This window comes from Mycobacterium sp. 1081908.1, assembly GCF_001673535.1.
GTDB lineage: Bacteria > Actinomycetota > Actinomycetes > Mycobacteriales > Mycobacteriaceae > Mycobacterium.
Genome location: NZ_LZLY01000160.1, coordinates 73,587 through 93,176, shown reverse-complemented (window position 1 = coordinate 93,176; position 19,590 = coordinate 73,587). Strand labels below are relative to the sequence as shown.

The window sequence follows — 19,590 nt, the reverse complement described above, 5'->3', positions numbered from 1 at the left end:
CAACCGAGGGGCACGGTTCACCAGACATTCGGGCACTCTCCCCCGGGAAAGTCTTGACTGATTCCAAATAAGGGAGTGATATGGACCACGTGTCCTCATCGGCGAGTTACGCGGAGCGGCTGCGCATGGCCGACCTGCGAGTGACCCGCCCCCGGGTCGCCGTCCTCGAGGCCGTGCACGCCAACCCGCATGCCGACACCGACACGATCTTCAACGCGGTGCGCGGGGACTTGCCCGACGTCTCGCGCCAGGCCGTGTACGACGTGCTGAGCGCGCTGACCGCCGCGGGCCTGGTGCGTCGGATCCAGCCATTGGGTCTGGTCGCCCGCTATGAATCCCGCGTCGGCGACAACCACCACCATGCCGTGTGCCGCTCCTGCGGGGACATCACCGACGTCGACTGTGCGGTCGGCGAGGCGCCGTGCCTGACGCCGTTGGACGACAACAACGTTCTGGATGGCTACGTCCTCGACGAGGCCGAAGTCATCTATTGGGGCATGTGCCCCGCCTGCTCGACGGCAGAGTCCTGAGCACAGCCCGTTCCACCTAACACCGAAAGGAAAGTTGTGTCTGAGAGCGAAAACCCGGTAATCCCCGCGCCCGAGCCCAAATCGCACGCGCCGCTGACGAACCGGGACTGGTGGCCCGACCAGATCGACGTGTCGACGCTGCACCCGCACTCCCCCCAGTCCAACCCGCTCGGCGAAGACTTCGACTACGCCGCGGAATTCGCCAAGCTCGACGTCGACGCGCTCAAGGCGGACGTCATCTCGGTGATGACCACATCGCAGGACTGGTGGCCCGCCGACTACGGCCACTACGGCGGCCTGTTCATCCGGATGAGCTGGCACGCCGCCGGCACCTACCGCATTCACGACGGCCGTGGCGGCGGTGGGCAGGGCATGCAGCGCTTCGCCCCGCTCAACAGCTGGCCGGACAACGTCAGCCTGGACAAGGCGCGCCGGCTGCTGTGGCCGGTCAAGAAGAAGTACGGCAACAAGATCTCCTGGGCCGACCTGATCATCTTCGCCGGCAACTGCGCGCTGGAGTCGATGGGCTTCAAGACCTTCGGCTTCGCCTTCGGCCGCGAGGACGTCTGGGAGCCCGAAGAGATCCTCTGGGGCGAAGAGGACGAATGGCTGGGCACCAACAAGCGCTACTCCGGCGAGCGGGATCTCGCGCAGCCCTACGGCGCGACCACCATGGGCCTGATCTACGTGAATCCCGAAGGGCCCGAGGGCAAGCCGGACCCGATCGCCGCGGCGATCGACATCCGCGAGACGTTTGGCCGGATGGCGATGAACGACGAGGAGACCGCCGCGCTGATCGTCGGCGGGCACAGCTTCGGCAAGACCCACGGCGCCGGCAGCGGCGACCTGGTGGGTCCCGAGCCGGAGGCCGCCCCGATCGAGCAACAGGGGCTGGGCTGGAAGAGCTCGCACGGTAGCGGCGTGGGCAAGGACGCCATCACCAGCGGCCTGGAGGTGGTCTGGACGCCCACCCCGACCAAGTGGGACAACACCTTCCTGGAGACCCTGTACGGCTACGAGTGGGAGCTGACCAAGAGCCCCGGCGACGCGTGGCAGTTCGTCGCCAAGGACGGGGCCGGTGCCGGCACCATCCCGGATCCCTTCGGCGGGCCGGGCCGCGCCCCGACGATGCTGGTGACCGACATCTCGATGCGGGAGTCCCCGATCTACCGCGACATCACCCGCCGCTGGCTCGACCATCCCGAGGAGCTGACCGAGGCGTTCGCCAAGGCCTGGTACAAGCTGCTGCATCGCGACATGGGCCCGATCAGCCGCTACCTCGGGCCGTGGGTCGCCGAGCCGCAGCTGTGGCAGGACCCGGTTCCGGCTGTCGACCACGAGCTGGTCGACGACAAGGACGTCGCCGCGCTGAAGGGCAAGGTGCTCGACTCCGGCCTGTCGGTGCCGCAACTCGTCAAGACGGCGTGGTCGGCGGCGTCGAGCTACCGCAACACCGACAAGCGGGGCGGCGCCAATGGGGCGAGGCTGCGCTTAGAGCCGCAGCGCAACTGGGAGGTCAACGAGCCCTCCGAGCTGGACAAGGTGCTGCCCGTGCTGGAGAAGATCCAGCAGGACTTCAACGCGTCGGCTTCGGGCGGCAAGAAGATCTCCTTGGCGGACCTGATCGTGCTGGCCGGCTCGGCGGCGGTGGAGAAGGCCGCCAAGGACGCCGGCTACGAGATCACGGTGCACTTCGCGCCGGGGCGCACCGATGCCTCGCAGGAGAGCACCGACGTGGAGTCGTTCGCGGTGCTCGAACCGCGGGCCGACGGGTTCCGCAACTACATCCGCGCCGGCGAGAAGGCGCCACTGGAGCAGCTGCTGGTGGAGCGGGCCTACCTGCTGGGCGTGACCGGGCCCGAGATGACGGTGCTCGTCGGCGGGCTGCGTGCCCTCGGCGCGAACCACGGCGGCAGCAAGCACGGGGTGTTCACCGACAGGCCCGGGGTGCTGACCAACGACTTCTTCGTCAACCTGCTCGACATGGACAACGCGTGGAAGGCGTCGGAGACCGCGGAGAACGTCTACGAGGTGGTCGACCGCAAGTCGGGACAGAAGAAGTGGACGGCGACCGCCAACGACCTGGTCTTCGGGTCGAACTCGGTGCTCCGTGCGCTGTCTGAGGTCTACGCCCAGGACGACTACCAGGGGAAGTTCGTCGAGGACTTCGTCGCGGCCTGGGTGAAGGTCATGAACGCCGACCGGTTCGACCTCAAGTAACGCCCGGAATCCGATAACGCCCGGCGCCCCGCGAGCTACCGACTCGCGGGGCGTCGGCTATGGCGCACAGTGAGGCCAGCCACACTATTACCCACGGGTAACCTACGAAGGCGTAAGTTGCGTACCGTGGCTAGATGGCCGATGCGTCCGACTACCAAAGCTGGGTAAACGGTTGACATGAGCGAATTGCAGTATCTCGAACTCCACGGGGACCGGATCGCGTACCGGGATGCCGGCGACGGCCCTGCCCTGCTGCTGATCCACGGGATGGCCGGCAGCTCCGCGACGTGGCATGCGATCATTCCGCAGCTGTCGAAGAAATACCGCGTCATCGCCCCGGACCTGCTCGGCCACGGCATGTCCGCCAAACCCCGTGGCGATTACTCGCTGGGAGCCTTCGCCGTCTTTCTGCGCGACCTGCTCGACGAACTCGGGGTGGACCGGGCAACGGTCATTGGGCAGTCCCTCGGCGGCGGTATCGCGATGCAGTTCGCCCACCAGCACCGGGACCATTGCGAGCGGCTGGCCCTCATCGGCAGCGGTGGCCTCGGCCCCGACCTCAGCCCGCTGCTACGGATCCTGTCCGCACCGGGCGCGGAGTTCGTGTTGCCCGTCGTCGCACCGCAACCGGTGCTGAACCTCGGGAACAAGCTGGGTTCGTGGCTGACCTCGGCCGGGATTCGGGCGCCGCGAGCGGGTCAGATGTGGCACGCCTACTCCTCGCTGTCCGACGCGCGGACCCGCCAAGCCTTTTTGCGGACCTTGCGCTCAGTGGTGGACTACCGCGGTCAGGCGGTCAGCGCTTTGAACAAGATCCACCTCGCGGCCGGGATGCCCATAGTGCTGATCTGGGGCGACCAGGACCGGATCATTCCCGTTGCCCACGCCTACGCCGCCCATGATGCGCTGGAGGGCAGTCGCCTCGAGGTACTCGAGGGCATCGGACACTTTCCTCATGTGGAAGCTCCGTCGGCTGTGGCGGACATCCTGGAGGACTTCATCGCGTCGACGACCCCGGCGACCGCGCCCCAGCGGAACGGTGACCGTCCGGTACACCTGGGGATGTAGAGCCGGATCAGCGCGGAAAATCCCACTGGCCGAAATCGGCGGCGAGGACGTCGTCGATGTCCACGTTGATCCCGCCCAGCAGCGGGCTCGGGTTCGACGGGCTGTTGACCACGGTCTGATAGAGCACCGCCGCCGGTTCGCGCTCCCCGTTCGACCACGACCTGGTCTGCCACGCCCAGCGGTGGCCCGGGGTGGTCGAGTTCCCGATGACGCCGTCGCGGATCGCCCACCCGCACGCCCGGGCGTGCCCGTAGATGCCGGTGCGGCCCACGCCCAACGCCGAGTTGATCCCCCGAAACCATTGCACCGCAGGGCCATTCCAGGTGTTCTCGTCGATGTTGTCGTCGACGCTGAAGAAGATCGGCGCCGAGGCCGTCCCTCCCGCCGCGTTGTGCAGTTGCAGGGCGGTGTGCGCGTCGGCCACGCCGCCGTCGTACCCGCGGGTGTAGTCCGACGGGTCGGGCCAGCCGGGTTTGCCGTACTGGAAGTTGCTCACGATCTGAAGGCCCGCGGCGCGCAGCGCGTCGGCGTACTCGCGCGTGATCGGCTTGGCCTCGAAGTTCGCGCCCGGCCGCGACGCGGACACGTAGTTCACCACGCCGCCGTAACCCGCGGCTTTGATCTCGTCGGGCGCGATCCGCTTCTCGGCGAAGTCGATCAGCTTCAGGTCGGCGGCGGACGCTTTTTGCTGCGCGAGCGGCGCGGCCAGCCCCAGCAGGGCCGGCGCGAACGCGTACTTGAGGACCTCGCGTCGTGACACCGATCGCACGGCGCGATGGTAACAAAACCGGCCCAGGTCAAGGCCAGCGATACGCGCCGAACACCGGCGGAACCACTACGCCGGGCGGCATCTGCCTGACATAGGGAACGGCGCGGACCGCGGTCATGGCGACCGCGAGTTGGCCGCCCGGCCCGCCGTCGGGGGCGTCACCGATTCGGATCTCGACTCGCAGCGGCGGGGCCCCGTCGACGGTCACCCGCACGAGAAACTGACCGTCGCGCGCGACGTCCCAACCGGCGACGGAGTCGGTGACCGTCCAGAATTCTTCCGCGACGAGCACGCACCGACCGTCGCGATAGCCCGCCCACCGCAGCTTCTGCGCCACGACCGTGCCCGCCCGAAGCCGCCCGCACGCGAGCTCGATATCGGTTTTGCCCGTTGCGGTTTCGATGTCCGAGCGGATCTCGTCCAGGCCCAGGCCGAGTGTGTCCGCGGCGGCGCCGAGCGCCTGTTCGTATTGCAGCGACACAGCCCGAAACATCGGTGACTCGGTGGTGATCTCTTCGGGAGGTTTGCCCATGCCCATGAGATCGACGAGCATCCGGCGCTCCGAGATGCCGGAGCAATCGACGAACTCCTGCACGGTGATCCGGTCGACGCGCTGCGATAGGGCCGTGAGCCCCACCGCGAGCCGTTCGAGCATGAAGCCGGGGTGTTCGCCCGCGGCGTGGAATCGCGCGCCGCCGCGCTCACACGCCCGGGTGATTCGTTCCTGGGTGTCGCGGCCACAGGTGGGCAGGTGGTTGTACGACGTGGTCGTGATGACGTCCTTGCCGGACTCGAGCAGGGCCACGATGTCGGCTGTGTTGGTGTCTTCGGACCCCGCCTTACTGGCGGCGTGCAGGACGACATCCGCGTCGAGCGCCAGGATCGCCGACTTGTCATTGGACGCGACGACGCCGGTCGGTGGCCTGTCGACCAGTGCGCCGGCGTCGGTCCCGACCTTGGCCGGGTCGTACACGAACACACCCGCGAGCTCGAACTGCGGGTTGTCGATCACTTCGCGCAGCTGCGCGGAACCCACGGGTCCCGTCGCCCATTGCACGACGCGAACGGGTATCATTGGCGCGCAGGCGAATTGACCAGGCCCTCGATGGTCCCGTGCATGACGATGCCGCTGGCGTCGGGCAGGACCCGGCGGGCCACCAGGAATTCGCTGCCCATCCACCCCCGGCGGATGAACTTGCCGAAGCCGACTCGGGTGCCCGGTGCTCCCGACGCGGCCGGCATCATCTTGATCCTCTCCAGCGCCGCCTTGACGCCCCCGCCGGTCAACGGTCGCGCGGTGGCCAGGGCGGTCATCATCACGCGCCCGACGTCGCAGCAGTAGACCGGGAAGAAGTACTCGGGCCGGTGCCCGTGCCGCGCCTCGAAGCGGTCGAGGAAGGCCCGACCGATCGTGTTGCGCTCGTCGAACTGGTCCAACCCGATCCAGCCGGCCAGCTGCTCGAGCCACCACCGGCTGGTCGTCGCGAACTCGAAGGCCGTCGTCGTGTATCGGGGCGGCAGCCAACCGATTTCGGTCAGCGCGACGTTCATGCCGGGGATGCCCAGCCCGAAACCCACGTGCAGGATGCCGTCGGGTCGATGAACCGCCAACTCCGCCATGGCCTTTCGTTTGTTGGTCTGGACCTGCGGGATCGCGACCTCGGCTGTGATGTCCAGGCCCACGTCCTTGCACGCCACGCGGGCCGTGCGCAGGTACTCGTCCCCGATCAGCGAAGATTCGAACGCGATCCCCACCGTCCTGCAGCCGTCGAGCGCGGCGACGGTCGCCATGATGATGGGTTCTTCCTCCATCGAACCCGCGGGCAGCCCGAACACCCACTCGCCCAGCATGTTCTCGGATGCGCCCATCGTGATGATCGGCACCTGCCCGAGGTCTTCGACGTAGCGGCGGAGCGCGACTCCGTTCTCGGACACCCACGGGCCGAAGATCACCAGCACGTCTTCCTCGATCAGCTCGAAGAAGGCGTCGCGGACGGCTCGGAAGGAACCGTTCGGCAGGCCCTGCACCGCGCGGACGACGAACTCGACCGGCCGGTCCACGACGCCGCGCTGCACGTAGTCGTCGACGACCAATTGCAAAGAGGGAAGGACGTTCTGGTCGTAGCCACCGTCGCCGTCGAGGTAATCGAACAGCAGCCCGATGCGGGCGGCCTTGACCGCGGTCACCCGTGGGCCCGGGCAAGTTTGAAGCGCTGCATCATCATGTCGAGCAGTTCGGGCGTCAGCATGCCGCCGGCGTACTCGACCCAGCACCAGCTTCGCGCCGGCTCCTTGCCGGACGAACTGCCGGTCAGTCGTCCGAAGAAATGCAGCGGGCTGCCGCTGGTGTCGAACGCGAACGAGTACGAATCGGCGCCGATCGACGCGTCCAGGGCGACCAGCCTTCCGTCGCCGTCGAAGCTCGGCTTGGCGACGATGTCGTCGTGCACGGTGGTGACGCCGCCCCGGAGCTGGTAGCCGGGCCCGAAGACGAGGTTGTCTCGGCCCTGCCAAAAGCTGCCGCCGCCGAGTTCCCCGTCGCTGTACACGTGCAGCCAGGACACCCACATGCCCTGCAGGTGACGGGCGATCGGCAGTTGCGTATAGGCCATGCCCGGCGGGCCGTAGGCGAAGTCCTGGTGAGCGTAGCCGGAGACCTCGACGCCGTTGACCACGCCCGTCGCGTACATCAGCTCGTGGCGGTAGTAGACCTCGTCGTCGACACCGTCTTGCGCGGGAACGTGGGTCACGACGACGTCGCTGACCGTCTGCCCGTGGATCTGCCACCTGTCGCTTGCGTCGTACCAGTGCAGGCCGGCGGCGTCGCGTTCGATGCGGCCGCTGGAGTAGATCGTCTGCAATCGATCGCCGCCGTCGATGTACTCGAGGGGTTCGAACCAGTCGATCGACGAGTACTCGTCGAACAGGTGCTGCGCGTCCGGATCGAGGCCCTCCGTCAGGGCGCGGAAACCGCAAATGGGCGAGACGACATGGGTCATCCCGACCAGGAAGTCGTCCGTTCCCCGCAGCCCCCAGTAATCCTGGCCCGAGGCGTCGGTGACGACCGCCCCCAGCCAGACGCCGGCCAATTCCGCGCCGTGTCCGGGCGTCCATTCCCGCCGATAGTGCTGCAGCGACGGGGCCTCACGGGTTACCTCGAACTCGACTCGGTCCAGCACGCTGATCAACATATCGCTTGTTGGTTGATTAGTTAAGGCCCGGCAATTTCAGCGTGGGGAACGAATCACGTTTTGCTGCTGCGCCTTCAGTAGTGCGGATCACCCGCGACGGCCGGCCGTGCCCGGCGCCCGCATCGCCAGTGTTCCCGGCACTAACATTCAGCGCGTAGGTTGATACGATCGGCGGATGGCGAGGCGAGGTGGGAGCGATGAGGACCGTCGCGCCCGCGGCGACCGGACGCGCCGCGACCTGATCGCCGCCGGGCGCGCGCTCTTTGTCGACCCGGGATTCCTGAAGACGACAATCGGTGAGCTGGTTTCGCGATCCGGGGTGGGCACCCGGGGCGCCTTCTACCACCACTTCGACAACAAGGCGGAGCTGTTTCACGCGGTGTTCCGGGAGGTGGAACAGGACCTCATGCTGCGGTCACTCGCCGATCCCCCGTCGGGTCGTAGCGCCTGGGAGTACCTGGTCACCGGATTGCGGGGGTTTCTCGACGCGGCTCTGGAACCCGAGGTGCAGCGGATCATCCTCATCGACGGGCCGGTGATCCTGGGGTGGCAGACGCTGCGCGCGATCCAGGACGCCGGCAGCATCGCGATGATCGAGGTGCTGGTCCGCCGCGCGATCTCCGAGGGCTCCATCGAGCCGCAACCCGTGCACGAGCTCACCCACATGATGGTGGCCGCGTTGGAGGAGGCGGCGTTGCTCGTCGCGCATTCGTCGGACCCGGGGGCCGCCCGCGCGTCCGCGGGCGAAGTCCTGGATCGACTCCTGCGCGGCCTGACCTCGAGCCCGATGAGGAGCCTTCGATGAAATCTCGCGCGGCGATCCTGCACGGTGTCGGGAAGCACTGGGACGTCGCTGAGATCGACATCGGTGCACCTCGGACCGGCGAGGTCTTGGTGAAGATGGCCGTCGCCGGGGTCTGCCACTCGGATGACCACTTTGCAACCGGTGACGGCGTTCCCAACGGCGATTTGGTCGCGATCATGAGGGCGGCGGGACAGCCTGTCCCAGAATGGTTTCCGATGCTGGGTGGGCACGAGGGGGCCGGCACGGTCGAGGAGGTCGGGCCAGGGGTAACGGCGCTGAAGACCGGTGACCACGTCGCGACGTCGTTCATTCCGGCTTGCGGGAGCTGTCGCTGGTGTGCGACGGGATCGACTTTCCTATGCGACGTCGGCGCCGACATCTACAGCAAGAACATGACGACCGACCACACCCCCCGCCGCCACCTCAACGGCGAACCCTTGATGGCCATGATGCAGGTGGGCACGTTCTCCGAATACGTCGTGGCGTCGGAACGGTCGCTGATCAAGGTCCACGACTGGATTCCACTCGAGGCGGCATCGCTGGTCTCCTGCGGCGCTACAACGGGTTTCGGATCCGCGACGATCAGCGCGGGAACCAGGCCGGGCGACACGGTGGTGGTGATCGGCGTCGGCGGCGTCGGGATGAACGCTGTGCAGGGCGCGCGCATCGCCGGTGCCAAGTACGTCGTCGCCGTCGATCCGGTCGACTTCAAACGTGAGATCGCGCCGTCGTTCGGTGCCACCCACGCCGCGGCCGACGTCGGCGCCGCGTTCTCGCTGGTCCGGGAAATCACGTGGGGCGCGATGGCCGACGCGGTGATTCTCACCGCCGGGACCGTTCCGCCCGATCTGGTGTCCGCGGGGATGATGCTGACCCGAAAGGGTGGAACCTGCGTGATAACCGGGATGACGCCCATCTCCGAGATGTCTGTGCCCCTGATCCTGGCCGACATGATCAACTCGTGTAAGACGCTCAAGGGGTCGCTGTACGGGCAAATGAATCCCCGCGCCAGCATGCCGATGTTGCTGTCGATGTATGAAGCGGGTGACCTCAAACTCGACGAGCTCATCACCCGCCGCTACAAACTCGACGAGATCAACGACGCGATCCAGGACCTTCGCGACGGCCGAAACATACGCGGCGTTATCGACTTCAGCGCCTGACGGCGTCGAGTGTGCGCTGAGGGCTTTGACTGTGCGCTGGATTCACAGTGGAAGCCCCCAGCGCACACGGGCGATGCGGGGCCGCCGAGACCTCGATTGCATCAATTAGGTCGGCGAACTATAGTCTGGACACATGTCCAGTTTGCTGACACGGAGCTCGGGAGTCCGTTGATCGCGATGGATTGGGGGCCGCCCGCCCGCGATTTTTCCTCGGCGGATAAGAGTTGAGTATGCGAATTGCCCTGCTGTCCTATCGCAGTAAGGACCATTGCGGCGGACAGGGCGTCTACGTGCGCCATCTCAGCCGCGGCCTGGTCGAGCTCGGCCACGATGTCGAGGTGTTCTCCGGTCAGCCCTATCCCGAGCTGCTCGATCCGCGGGTGCGCCTGACCAAGGTGCCCAGCCTGGATCTCTACCGCGAGCCCGATCCGTTCCGGGTGCCTCGTCCCAGCGAGATCCGCGACTCGATCGACCTGCTCGAGCTACTGACCGTGTGGACCGCGGGCTTTCCCGAACCGCGAACGTTCACCATGCGCGTGGCCCGGCTGCTGGCCGAGCGCGCGAACGACTTCGATCTCGTGCACGACAACCAGAGCCTGGGCACCGGCCTGCTGGCGATCGCCGACGCCGGGCTGCCGGTGGTGGCGACCGTGCACCACCCCATCACCCGCGACCGCGTGCTCGACGTCGCCGCCGCACGATGGTGGCGCAAGCCGCTGGTGCACCGCTGGTACGGGTTCTCCAAAATGCAGGAACAGGTGGCCCGCCGGATTCCCGATCTGTTGACGGTCTCGTCGTCGTCGGCCGCGGACATCGTCGCCGACTTCGGCGTCTCCCGCGAGCAACTGCACGTGGTGCCGTTAGGGGTGAACACCGAGCTGTTCCGGCCGGCATCGGGCCCCCGCCAACCCGGCCGCATCATCGCGATCGCCAGCGCCGACACCCCGCTGAAGGGTGTGCGTACACTGCTGCACGCGGTCGCCAGGCTGCGCACGCGCCGCGACGTCGAATTGCGACTCGTCGCCAAGGTGGAACCCAACGGTCCCACCCACAAGCTCATTGCGGAGCTGGGGATCTCGGACATCGTCCACATCACCAGCGGGCTTCCGGACGAGGCGCTCGCCGCCCTGTTCGCGTCGGCCGAGGTCGCCTGCATTCCCTCTCTCTACGAAGGGTTTTCGCTGCCCGCGGTGGAAGCCATGGCGAGCGGAACGCCGATCGTGGCCAGCCGGGTGGGCGCGCTGCCCGAAGTCCTGGGGACCGACGGCGCCTGCGCCGAGCTGGTGCCGCCGGCCGACGTGGACGCCCTGACCGGCGCGCTCGGCGAGCTGCTCGACTCGCCGGAGAAGCGCCGCACCATGGGCAGGGCCGGCCGGGACCGCGCGATCAACGTGTTCAGTTGGGAAGCCGTGGCCGCTCAAACGGTGCAGGTCTACGAGCGGGCGATCGCGCGATGCTGACCGTAGATTTCGACCGGCTCGGTATCGGGCCGTCCACCAAGGTGATTGACGTGGGATGCGGGGCCGGCCGGCACGCCTTCGAGGCGTATCGGCGCGGCGCCGACGTCGTCGCCTTCGATCGTGACGAGGCCGAACTGCGTTCCGTCGAAACGATTCTGCGCGCGATGGCCGAGACCGGAGAGGCGCCCGAGGCGGCCTCGGCGAAGGTTGTGCTCGGCGACGCGCTGAGCCTGCCCTACGCCGACGAGACGTTCGACTGCGTCATCGCCTCGGAGATCCTCGAGCACGTCCCGCAGGACGACGCCGCTATCGCCGAACTGGTCAGGGTCCTCAAAGTCGGTGGGACACTGGCGGTCAGCGTCCCGCGGTGGCTTCCCGAGCGGGTCTGCTGGCTGCTTTCCGACGAATACCACGCCAACGAAGGCGGCCACGTGCGCATCTACCGGGCAAGCGATTTGCGCGGCAAGATCGCGGGCGGCGGAATGGAATTGATCCACGCCCATCACGCCCACGCCCTGCACTCGCCATTCTGGTGGCTGAAATGCGCGGTGGGCGTGTCGAATTCCGATCACCCGGCCGTGGCCGCCTACCACAAGCTCCTGGTGTGGGACCTGATGCGGCGGCCCAAGGTGACCCAGCTGGCCGAGTCGCTGCTCAACCCGTTCGTGGGCAAGAGCGTGGTCCTGTATTTCGCGAAGTATTATGCCGCGCCGCCCGCCGCGGAAGGCGAAGCCGCCCCGGGGTATTCAGTTGCGTCGATTTAGCGCGCCGGCGATTCCCGGTGTCCTCACCCCGGACCAATGCCGGCAGACCGCGCGCTCGATAGCCGCCGATCAGGAATCGTCGGGTGCCATCCCCTGGTTCGCGGGTGGCCACACCGATCCGTGGGATCACGTGGAATGCGCGATGGCGCTTACCGCGGCCGGGCTGCTGGAGCCGGCGCGGGCCGCGTTCGAGTGGAGCCGTCGCACGCAGCGGCCCGACGGCTCATGGCCCATCCAAACCCGCGCGGGGGTCATCGAAGACCCCAACAGCGACAGCAACTTCTGTGCATACATCGCCACCGGCGTCTGGCATCACGTGCTGATCACCGGCGACAGGTCGTTCGGCGCCGAAATGTGGCCGGTGGTCCACCAGGCGATCGACTTCGTCATCGACTTGCAGTTCGGCTACGGCGAGATCGCTTGGGCCCGAAGCGAAGCCGGGCCGCTCCCGGAAGCGCTGCTGACCGGGTGCGCGAGCGTGTTCCACAGCATCCGCTGCGCCCTGGCGCTGGCCGTGCTAGTCGGGGACCCGCAGCCGGAGTGGGAGCTGGCCCTCGGGCGCCTGGGCCACGCGATCGCGGTGCACCCGGAGGCGTTCACCGAAAAGGACCGCTACTCGATGGACTGGTACTACCCGATCCTGGGCGGTGCCCTGCGGGGCCCGGCGGCCGCCCGGCGGATCCGGCAGCGCTGGGACGACTTCGTGGTCGGCGGTCTCGGCATCCGCTGCGTCGACGATCGGCCCTGGGTGACCGGCGCCGAAACCTGCGAGCTGGTGATGGCTCTTGACGCCATTGGCCACCGCTCGGCCGCGCACCGGCAGTTCGCCGCGATGCAGCACCTGCGCGAAGAGGACGGATCCTATTGGACGGGCTTGGTTTTCGCCGACGGGAAGCGGTGGCCCGAGGAGCGCACCACCTGGACCGGCGCGGCGATGATCCTGGCGGCCGACGCGCTGTCGGACACCACCGCGGGCAGCGGGATCTTCCGCGGCGAGGGCCTGCCCATGGGGTTGCAGACCGACTTCGACTGCGAATGCGTGGTCACGTGACGATCGGGTCACCCGGCCGTCCGCCGGTGCGTTCGAGCACCCGCAGCGACCCGGTGGCCGAAACCTCCCGGAACTGACCGGAATCCATCGCGCGGCGATAGATGTAGTAGGGCGGGCGGCCGCCGTCGCGGGGGTCGGGGAACACGTCGTGAATCAGCAGGGCCCCGCCGCTGTCCACCCACTTCGCCCACCCGTCGAAGTCCTCGTTCGCGGCCTTCTCGGAGTGGCCGCCGTCGATGAACAACAACCGCAGCGGTGCCCGCCACCCCCGGGCCACCACCGGTGACTTTCCCACCACGGCGACGACGTGGTCGTCGAGGCCGGCGGCGTCCAGCGTGCGCCGGAACGTCGGCAGCGTGTCGAACAGTCCCGTCACGTCATCGACCAACGACGTGTCGTGGTACTCCCAGCCGGGTTGGTGTTCCTCCGAGCCGTGGTGATGATCGACGGTGTAGAGCACGCTGGCCGTCTCTTGCGCCGCCGCGCCGAGCAACAGTGTGGACTTGCCGCAGTAGGTGCCGATCTCGACGCCGACGCCGCCGTTGAGGTACCGCAGCGCGGCGTCGTAGAGCGCACGGCCCTCGTCGGGCGGCATGAAGCCTTGCACCTGCTCGGCCAACGCAAACAGGCGCTCGGCTGGACCGACTTCGGCGTGGCTCATGAGGCGAACCTATCCGACCGCCATTCGCGCTGCCCGGGCGGCGCGGTCGCTCTACGATCGTGCTGTGCGTGCATTGCCCTTCCTCAAGTTGGTTGATATCGGGATGGCCGCCGTTGCTGTCGCGGCGGGACTGACTTTGACGCCCGCAGTGGTGCCGTCGGGGACGCCCGAGGCCGCCGCCGCGAGTTGTCCCCCGGTGCAGGTCGTCTTCGCCCGCGGAAGATTCGAGTCGCCCGGCACCGGCTCGCTCGGCAGCGCTTTCATTAGTGCGCTGCGATCCAAGGTTTCGAAGAACATCGGCGTCTACGCCGTCAATTACCCGGCCGACACGCAGATCGACATCGGCGCCAACGACATGAGCCATCACATCCAGGACATGGCCAACAACTGCCCCGACACCCGGCTGGTGCTCGGCGGCTACTCGCTCGGCGCGGCCGTCACCGACGTGGTGCTCGCGGCGCCGATCGCCGCGTTCGGCTTCGACAGCCCCCTGCCGCCGGGCATCGACCAGCACATCGCCGCCGTCGCGTTGTTCGGCAACGGAAGCGCATGGGCGGGTCCGATCACGAACTTCAACCCGCTCTACAACGACCGAACCATCGAGCTGTGCCACGGCGCCGATCCCGTCTGCAACCCGGCCGATCCGAACACCTGGAAAGAGAACTGGCCCCAACACCTCGCCAGCGCGTACATCGACGCGGGCATGGCCAATCAGGCCGCCGATTTCGTGGCGGCCAAGCTGTAGCGGCTAAAGGCCCACGGGCGCGGTGCTCCGGGTGCCCAGTTTGGCCGGCATCCGGCTGAACCCGCGCAGGTTGACCAGCTCCCGGGGCTGCCAGGGCGGCGCCGAGGCGGGCGTGTAGTCGACGGGACAACGCTTCGAGTGCTCTCGCTCGGCAGACCCGGCGACACCCCGGGAGCGACCGCAGTTCGAAACGCGAACTCCTCGTGAAGGGAAGTGCTCCGACAGGGACCCCTACGTATCCGTGGCTCGCTGGCGCTCGAGCCACGTCGTCACGTCGGTGTAGACCGATTCGCGCTGCGGCTCGTTGAAAACCTGGTGCCACAAGCCTTCGTAGAGTTTCAGCGTCCGGTCTTGCGACCCGATCGTGTCGTGGACGTAGCGGCTGGTTGACAGGTCGGCGATCACGTCGCCGGTTCCGTGCAACAACAGAACGGGCATCGACAGGGCGGGTAAGCCCGCCGCGACGTATTTCATCGCAGTCAGCGTCTGGCTGGCCATACGAGCGCGGATCGGCCCTTGGTAGGTGAGCGGATCGGTGCGCTGTGCTTCGACGACGTTGGGGTCGCTGCTGACCTTGTCGTAGGGAATTGTGGCTACCCCGGTGTTGGGTGCGATGTTGGCGAGCAGTTTGCCGAGCAGGACTTGGATCGCCGACACGTTCTTCGGGCGGGCCGCTGGGGCGGAAAGTATCAGACCCTGGATGTCGTGTGGGTGCTCAACCGCGTATGCCAACGTGACCAGGCCGCCCCAACTGTGCCCGGCCAGAAATATCTTGCGGCCGGGAAGGTCTCGCTTGATGAGCCCGACCATCGTGGACAGGTCGGCGACGGAGTCGACGATCCTGCCGGCAGTCCGCGGTCCCGCGGAGCGGCCGTGGCCACGTTGATCGAGGGCATAGACGGCGTTGCCTTCTGCCACAAGGGATTCCGCGAGTTGGGCGTAGCGACCGCTGTGATCTCCCAGGCCGTGGGTAATCAGCACGGCGGCGCGCGCCCCGGTTTCCGGCTGCCAGGTCCGATAGAACAGAGGGAGCTGCCCTACCCCGAGCAGCCATCCGCTGCGTTGCGCCGAAATCACATTGTCGTTTCGAGTGTTTTCGATGCCGTTCATATCCTCGATCCTTCAATCTGCACAATTGCTTCGACCTCAACCGGACTTCCGCCGGGCAGGGATGCCACGCCGACCGCCGAGCGCGTATGAATGCCGATTTCGCCGAAGACATCGTTGATCAGCTCCGACGCCCCATTGGCTACCAGCGGCTGATCGGTGAACCCAGGAGCACTGGCGACATACACCGTCAGCTTGACCACGTGACGCACACGATCGAGATCGCCGAGCGCCGCGGCGATCTGCGCCACCACGTTCAGCGCGCATTGCCGCGCACAAGCAATCCCGGTTTCAAGGTCGACCTCAGCACCAAGCACGCCTCGGGCCACCAAACCACTCTCGCCATCAACAGCGACCTGTCCGGAGGTAAACAACAGATCGCCGACGGTAAGAGCCGCCGTGTAGGCGCCGGCCGCAGCCGGTGCCAGGCCCAACGTGACGCCACGTTCGGCAAGACGAGATGCGATAGAACCCAACATCATTGACTCCTTAGGTGAGGTGACCGCCGCACGTCCGTTGTGCGGGTGATGGTTTCGCATTCGCGGCGATCATGGTGTGCTGCATGTCACCGATTCCTTCGATGCGGCTGGCGAGTTCGTCACCGGGCCTGAGGAATCGTGGAGACTGGCGGCCCATACCGACACCCGCCGGTGTCCCGGTGTAGATGACGTCACCCGGCAGCAGCGGAACGACGCAGGACAGCTGTGCTACCAGCGCGGGCAGGGGCGCGATCATCTGCGAGGTCCGTGCATCCTGGACGATGTCACCGTTGAGTGTGCAGGTGAGACGAAGATCGTCGGGATCGTCGATCTCATCGAGTGTGACGATCCAGGGTCCCATCGGGGCGAACGCGGGATAGGACTTGCCGAGGCTGAATTGCGGTGTGCTACCGCGTAACTGGGTTTCTCGTTCGGACAGGTCCTGCCCCACGGCGAGGCCTGCGATATGGCGCCAGGCGTGCACTTCATCGACTTGCCAGCCTCTTCTGCCGATGACCGCCACAAGCTCGATTTCCCAATCGACGCTGCCCTCGGGCAGTGCGACCGAACCGAATGGGCCGGTGATGCTGCTGGCGAACTTGGTGAACACCGGTGGCGGCCCGTGAGCGACGGTCGTGCCGAATTCCTGGGCGTGGGATCGATAGTTGAAGCCGACGGCAAAGATTTGGCTCGGCCGGGGAGCTGGCGCCCCCAGGTCCAGCGGGCTGTACGCGCGTCCGCCACCGGCCAAGTCGGTCTGTGCGGCCCATTGGGTGAATTCGTCCCAGCGCACATAGATTGCCTGCGGGTCGGCGTCGAATCCACCACCGCTGGCCTGCTCGACATCGATCGCCCCGCTGTCGGTGACGATTGTGAGCCTGCCAGCGAGGTTGGCGACCTTCATCGGGTGCTGCCAGGTCGGTCCGGCGGATAGCTGAGTTGACCGCGCCCGAACGACCAATTCTCCTTGGGCACCTCGACGAGGTTGATGACCAGGTCGTCTCCACGCACACCAGCCTCGGCCAGATTTTGCGCGATGCGCGCATACAGGGCCTTCTTGACATCCACGGATCGGCCCGCATTGAAAAAGATCTGAACGAACACAACCGAGGGACTCCGGTCGAATCCCAGGTAGTCCGGGCTGTAAATCAGGTTCGCCGACGGACTTTCGTTGATGACCTGAAAGCGATCCTCGGTGGGCACATTAGCCACATCAACCAGCGCTCGATAGATGCCGTCTCCGATCTGAGCGCGCTGGTCCGGCGATGTCGTCCCTTCAGCAAGCGTGATATAGACGAGGGGCATGCTCTTTCCTTTCGTAGGGTTCAGATAGCAGCGATTACCGCGCGGCGGCCGCCTTGAGCTGGTAATGGTCGAGTTCGGCAGGGTCGTGTGACGAAATCACTTCGACCTGATCGGGATGGGCGTTCACCAGCGCACGAAGACGTGCCTGGTTGGTCATGCGGGCAGCCGCGTCGACTTGTTGACGCTTTTCGAACAGTGCTACGCCGGCCGGGGCCCGCGGATTGTCGCGATCGAGTTCGGTACGCGCGAAATACGCGTCGCCCGCATGCAACAGCCATCGGTCTTGCGAGCCGGCGGTTGAGTCGAGCCGGACGGCGACCCCGGTGTGGCCGAGCGTGTGACCTGGCAACGGGACCAGAAGGATCTCCGGCGCTAATCCGCGTAATTCACGCACCGCCTCGAACCCGAACCAGCGCTCTCCCACGCCCAGTCGATAAGTCTGCCAGCGCGGGCCGTGCGCCCACTGTTTCTGATTGACCCGGGTGGGGTTGACCTTGCCGCCGCCCGAAGGCGCGGTCGCTGCCCGGTGCTCGTCCTCCAGCAGGTGAACTCTCGCGTGCGGGAAATCCGACAGTCCGCCCGCGTGGTCGGGGTCCAGATGCGTGAGCACGATGTGGGTGAGATCGGCTGGGTCGTAGCCGAGGGACCGTATCTGGCGTAGCGCTGTCTGGTCGGGATCCAGGACCGGCCGCGCGAGCCGCACGAAGGGTTTGCCCAGTCGCTCGACCGGGCGCTCGATGTCGCCCATCCCGAGCCCGGAATCCACAAGGACGAGCGCACGATCAGTCTCGAGAAGCAGGCAGTGGCACACGCCGCGTGCTTTCCGAAGCGGGTGGCCCTCGCCCCCCATCAGGCGGCCGCCGAGCGGTTCGCTACTTCCGCAGTTCAGGTGGTGTATCCGCATAATCTGGCCTTCTTCACTAGATCGGTCTACCTATTTTTGAGGTAGCCCCCTGACCTGTCGGCAGGCTTACTCAGAGGACGTTGTTGATGATTCGAATTGCTGCGTCTAGAGGGTCGGTCCTTCGATGCGTGCGGGCCAATACCATCGCCCCTTCGAGCACGGCAAGTAAGAACGTCGCCATGTCGTCCGTGTCGACGCGCCCATCGGCCTCGAGCTTTTTGCAAAGCGTCTTGTGCCAATCCCGATAAGCGGCCGAGCAAGCCTGCTGAATAGCATCGTTGCTCGCTGAGGTTTCCAAAGCGACCGTGGCGACTGGACAGCCCTGGTTCCAGTCCGACTCCTCGAGCCGCTGCCCGAGTGCGCGAAGCAGGACTGTCATGAGCTCGCTGGTATTGGCTGCTTCGATGCCGTCGATGATCGCGTCGATGCTATTGCCGGCCTGACGGATTGCTTCGCAGATCAGCTCATCCTTGCCGCCGGGGAAGTGGAAGTAGAGCGAACCACGCGGGGCGCCACTGTCGGCCAGCACCTGGTTAAGACCGGTGCCGAAGTAGCCACCCGACTCGATCAGCGTCTGGGTCGAGTCGATGAGCGCGCTCCTGGTCGCCGCACCCTTCTTGCCCATGCTGCAACACTAGACCGGTCTACATAAAATGTAAAGCAGATGCACGATGGTGGACGCCGTACGCAGGCCCGCACCACCAACCTCCGCGCGGAGGTTTCAGGCTTCGTAGGTGACCTGATACCAGTGCCGCACCGGCTTGTGGCTCTTGTCCGCCTGGCCCGTGTCCGTCGCGCTGACGACATTAACGTCGGTGACGCCGGGGTTGTGGGCCTCGATGTAGCGCTCCAACTCGTGCAGAACTGCGCCATGCGGCTGGGCGGGGTTCGCGAGTGCCTTCGTCCTGCGTGTCTCTGCCACGCGAAGAATTATGCCGTGGGGCCGGTCGTTGCGCACCCGATGCTAATAGATTGCATTACAAGGGAATTCGGATAAATGGCGGTGAGGTGCCCGCGTCCCCGAGCGTGCAATTGCCGACGCATTCACCGAAAAACGGTGTTGGCAGTTGCACTTTCGCGGTTAAGAGCGGCGGTTTTCAGGCCGGGGTGTCGGTGCTCGAGTACACCTTGAAGTCGCGGGTGACCTGGCCACCCGCTGCGGCGCGCCGCCGGGCAACAAAAGAGGGATGGCGACGCATCGCTTCGCGGCGCTCCCGATCCCGCCGCCGCGCCGCGGCCCATGCGGGATGGGACTGCAGGAAAATGACCGTCGCCCCGCCTGCGTCCGCCACGATTCCCAACTCCTCCCGAGCAATCCGCAAAAGCACGAACAGTGTTTATCGGTTCGTAATTCAGGATGCCCTGCCG

Annotated in this window: 22 protein-coding genes; 9 read left to right on the top strand and 13 right to left on the bottom strand. The window is 66.5% G+C overall.

The window, feature by feature from the left end:
- The first annotated feature begins 89 nt into the window (after positions 1-89).
- From A5655_RS26620 to A5655_RS26610, 3 genes are all read left to right on the top strand, one after another.
- Positions 90-530 carry a Fur family transcriptional regulator gene (locus A5655_RS26620; protein ID WP_197508812.1) on the top strand — a complete coding sequence of 147 codons (441 nt, stop codon included), beginning with the start codon at positions 90-92 and terminating at the stop codon, positions 528-530.
- A 36-nt stretch (positions 531-566) separates the two neighbouring features.
- Positions 567-2,750: a catalase/peroxidase HPI gene (gene katG, locus A5655_RS26615; protein WP_156765048.1), complete on the top strand. Its 2,184-nt coding sequence runs from the start codon at positions 567-569 to the stop codon at positions 2,748-2,750.
- Positions 2,751-2,927: 177 nt separating this feature from the next.
- Positions 2,928-3,818 (top strand): alpha/beta fold hydrolase, encoded by an 891-nt coding sequence (locus A5655_RS26610; RefSeq protein ID WP_067016028.1) that lies wholly within the window; start codon positions 2,928-2,930, stop codon positions 3,816-3,818.
- A gap of 7 nt (positions 3,819-3,825) precedes the next feature.
- On the opposite strand, the gene A5655_RS26605 is transcribed toward A5655_RS26610, so the two are convergent.
- From A5655_RS26605 to A5655_RS26590, 4 genes are read right to left on the bottom strand one after another with little or no spacing between them, the layout of a single operon-like run.
- Complete coding sequence (locus tag A5655_RS26605) at positions 3,826-4,614, bottom strand: DUF1906 domain-containing protein (protein WP_067016025.1); 789 nt, start codon at positions 4,612-4,614, stop codon at positions 3,826-3,828.
- Position 4,615: 1 nt separating this feature from the next.
- The gene (locus tag A5655_RS26600) at positions 4,616-5,623 is read right to left on the bottom strand and encodes a dihydrodipicolinate synthase (RefSeq protein ID WP_231999285.1); all 1,008 of its coding nucleotides are present in this window, start codon (positions 5,621-5,623) and stop codon (positions 4,616-4,618) included.
- A 35-nt stretch (positions 5,624-5,658) separates the two neighbouring features.
- Positions 5,659-6,774 (bottom strand): ABC transporter substrate-binding protein, encoded by a 1,116-nt coding sequence (locus tag A5655_RS26595; RefSeq protein WP_067016022.1) that lies wholly within the window; start codon positions 6,772-6,774, stop codon positions 5,659-5,661.
- Positions 6,771-7,766, bottom strand: coding sequence for a hypothetical protein (locus A5655_RS26590; RefSeq protein WP_067016141.1), 996 nt, complete (start codon positions 7,764-7,766; stop codon positions 6,771-6,773). The genes A5655_RS26595 and A5655_RS26590 overlap by 4 nt, the downstream gene beginning before the upstream one ends.
- Positions 7,767-7,953: 187 nt before the next feature.
- On the opposite strand from A5655_RS26590, the gene A5655_RS26585 reads away from it, so the two are divergent.
- From A5655_RS26585 to A5655_RS26565, 5 genes are all read left to right on the top strand, one after another.
- Positions 7,954-8,583: a TetR/AcrR family transcriptional regulator gene (locus A5655_RS26585; protein ID WP_067016019.1), complete on the top strand. Its 630-nt coding sequence runs from the start codon at positions 7,954-7,956 to the stop codon at positions 8,581-8,583.
- Entirely contained in the window at positions 8,580-9,746 is a 1,167-nt protein-coding gene (locus A5655_RS26580; RefSeq protein ID WP_067016015.1) for an NDMA-dependent alcohol dehydrogenase, read from the top strand. The genes A5655_RS26585 and A5655_RS26580 overlap by 4 nt, the downstream gene beginning before the upstream one ends.
- Positions 9,747-9,976: 230 nt before the next feature.
- The gene (locus A5655_RS26575) at positions 9,977-11,206 is read left to right on the top strand and encodes a glycosyltransferase family 4 protein (RefSeq protein WP_067016013.1); all 1,230 of its coding nucleotides are present in this window, start codon (positions 9,977-9,979) and stop codon (positions 11,204-11,206) included.
- The gene (locus tag A5655_RS26570; protein ID WP_067016010.1) at positions 11,200-11,970 is read left to right on the top strand and encodes a class I SAM-dependent methyltransferase; all 771 of its coding nucleotides are present in this window, start codon (positions 11,200-11,202) and stop codon (positions 11,968-11,970) included. Before A5655_RS26575 ends, A5655_RS26570 begins: the two co-directional genes overlap by 7 nt.
- Entirely contained in the window at positions 11,957-13,021 is a 1,065-nt protein-coding gene (locus A5655_RS26565; protein ID WP_067016138.1) for a prenyltransferase, read from the top strand. Before A5655_RS26570 ends, A5655_RS26565 begins: the two co-directional genes overlap by 14 nt.
- On the opposite strand, the gene A5655_RS26560 is transcribed toward A5655_RS26565, so the two are convergent.
- Positions 13,014-13,682, bottom strand: coding sequence for a class I SAM-dependent methyltransferase (locus A5655_RS26560; RefSeq protein WP_067016007.1), 669 nt, complete (start codon positions 13,680-13,682; stop codon positions 13,014-13,016). The two genes, A5655_RS26565 and A5655_RS26560, sit on opposite strands and share 8 nt — an antisense overlap.
- 103 nt (positions 13,683-13,785) lie before the next feature.
- Here A5655_RS26560 and A5655_RS26555 point away from each other — a divergent pair, with 103 nt between their 5' ends.
- On the top strand, positions 13,786-14,427 hold the full coding sequence (locus A5655_RS26555) for a cutinase family protein (protein ID WP_231999291.1): 642 nt from the start codon (positions 13,786-13,788) through the stop codon (positions 14,425-14,427).
- A gap of 231 nt (positions 14,428-14,658) precedes the next feature.
- Here the strand turns inward: A5655_RS26555 and A5655_RS26550 are convergent, their stop codons facing one another.
- The 8 genes from A5655_RS26550 to A5655_RS26515 form a co-directional block, all read right to left on the bottom strand.
- Positions 14,659-15,537: an alpha/beta hydrolase gene (locus A5655_RS26550; RefSeq protein WP_082978908.1), complete on the bottom strand. Its 879-nt coding sequence runs from the start codon at positions 15,535-15,537 to the stop codon at positions 14,659-14,661.
- Entirely contained in the window at positions 15,534-16,013 is a 480-nt protein-coding gene (locus tag A5655_RS26545) for a RidA family protein (protein WP_067016132.1), read from the bottom strand. The genes A5655_RS26550 and A5655_RS26545 overlap by 4 nt, the downstream gene beginning before the upstream one ends.
- Before the next feature lie 10 nt (positions 16,014-16,023).
- Entirely contained in the window at positions 16,024-16,917 is an 894-nt protein-coding gene (locus A5655_RS26540; RefSeq protein ID WP_067016001.1) for a fumarylacetoacetate hydrolase family protein, read from the bottom strand.
- The gene (locus tag A5655_RS26535) at positions 16,914-17,318 is read right to left on the bottom strand and encodes a tautomerase family protein (protein ID WP_067015998.1); all 405 of its coding nucleotides are present in this window, start codon (positions 17,316-17,318) and stop codon (positions 16,914-16,916) included. Before A5655_RS26535 ends, A5655_RS26540 begins: the two co-directional genes overlap by 4 nt.
- 34 nt (positions 17,319-17,352) lie before the next feature.
- A complete protein-coding gene (locus A5655_RS26530; protein WP_067015994.1) occupies positions 17,353-18,222 on the bottom strand; it encodes an MBL fold metallo-hydrolase in 870 nt (289 codons plus the stop codon).
- A gap of 70 nt (positions 18,223-18,292) precedes the next feature.
- Positions 18,293-18,847 carry a TetR/AcrR family transcriptional regulator gene (locus tag A5655_RS26525; RefSeq protein ID WP_067015990.1) on the bottom strand — a complete coding sequence of 185 codons (555 nt, stop codon included), beginning with the start codon at positions 18,845-18,847 and terminating at the stop codon, positions 18,293-18,295.
- A gap of 96 nt (positions 18,848-18,943) precedes the next feature.
- A complete protein-coding gene (locus tag A5655_RS28100; RefSeq protein ID WP_067015987.1) occupies positions 18,944-19,144 on the bottom strand; it encodes a hypothetical protein in 201 nt (66 codons plus the stop codon).
- Between the two features lie 175 nt (positions 19,145-19,319).
- The gene (locus A5655_RS26515; protein WP_067016129.1) at positions 19,320-19,514 is read right to left on the bottom strand and encodes a hypothetical protein; all 195 of its coding nucleotides are present in this window, start codon (positions 19,512-19,514) and stop codon (positions 19,320-19,322) included.
- Positions 19,515-19,590 lie beyond the last annotated feature (76 nt).

Bases quoted from the DNA above. Each gene is read 5' to 3' on its own strand.
- A5655_RS26610 (WP_067016028.1), top strand. From the start codon at position 2,928: ATGAGCGAATTGCAGTATCTCGAACTCCACGGGGACCGGATCGCGTAC.
- A5655_RS26585 (WP_067016019.1), top strand. From the start codon at position 7,954: ATGGCGAGGCGAGGTGGGAGCGATGAGGACCGTCGCGCCCGCGGCGAC.
- A5655_RS26580 (WP_067016015.1), top strand. From the start codon at position 8,580: ATGAAATCTCGCGCGGCGATCCTGCACGGTGTCGGGAAGCACTGGGAC.
- A5655_RS26575 (WP_067016013.1), top strand. From the start codon at position 9,977: ATGCGAATTGCCCTGCTGTCCTATCGCAGTAAGGACCATTGCGGCGGA.
- A5655_RS26570 (WP_067016010.1), top strand. From the start codon at position 11,200: ATGCTGACCGTAGATTTCGACCGGCTCGGTATCGGGCCGTCCACCAAG.
- A5655_RS26560 (WP_067016007.1), bottom strand. From the start codon at position 13,682: ATGAGCCACGCCGAAGTCGGTCCAGCCGAGCGCCTGTTTGCGTTGGCC.
- A5655_RS26555 (WP_231999291.1), top strand. From the start codon at position 13,786: ATGGCCGCCGTTGCTGTCGCGGCGGGACTGACTTTGACGCCCGCAGTG.
- A5655_RS26550 (WP_082978908.1), bottom strand. From the start codon at position 15,537: ATGAACGGCATCGAAAACACTCGAAACGACAATGTGATTTCGGCGCAA.
- A5655_RS26545 (WP_067016132.1), bottom strand. From the start codon at position 16,013: ATGTTGGGTTCTATCGCATCTCGTCTTGCCGAACGTGGCGTCACGTTG.
- A5655_RS26540 (WP_067016001.1), bottom strand. From the start codon at position 16,917: ATGAAGGTCGCCAACCTCGCTGGCAGGCTCACAATCGTCACCGACAGC.
- A5655_RS26535 (WP_067015998.1), bottom strand. From the start codon at position 17,318: ATGCCCCTCGTCTATATCACGCTTGCTGAAGGGACGACATCGCCGGAC.
- A5655_RS26530 (WP_067015994.1), bottom strand. From the start codon at position 18,222: ATGCGGATACACCACCTGAACTGCGGAAGTAGCGAACCGCTCGGCGGC.
- A5655_RS26525 (WP_067015990.1), bottom strand. From the start codon at position 18,847: ATGGGCAAGAAGGGTGCGGCGACCAGGAGCGCGCTCATCGACTCGACC.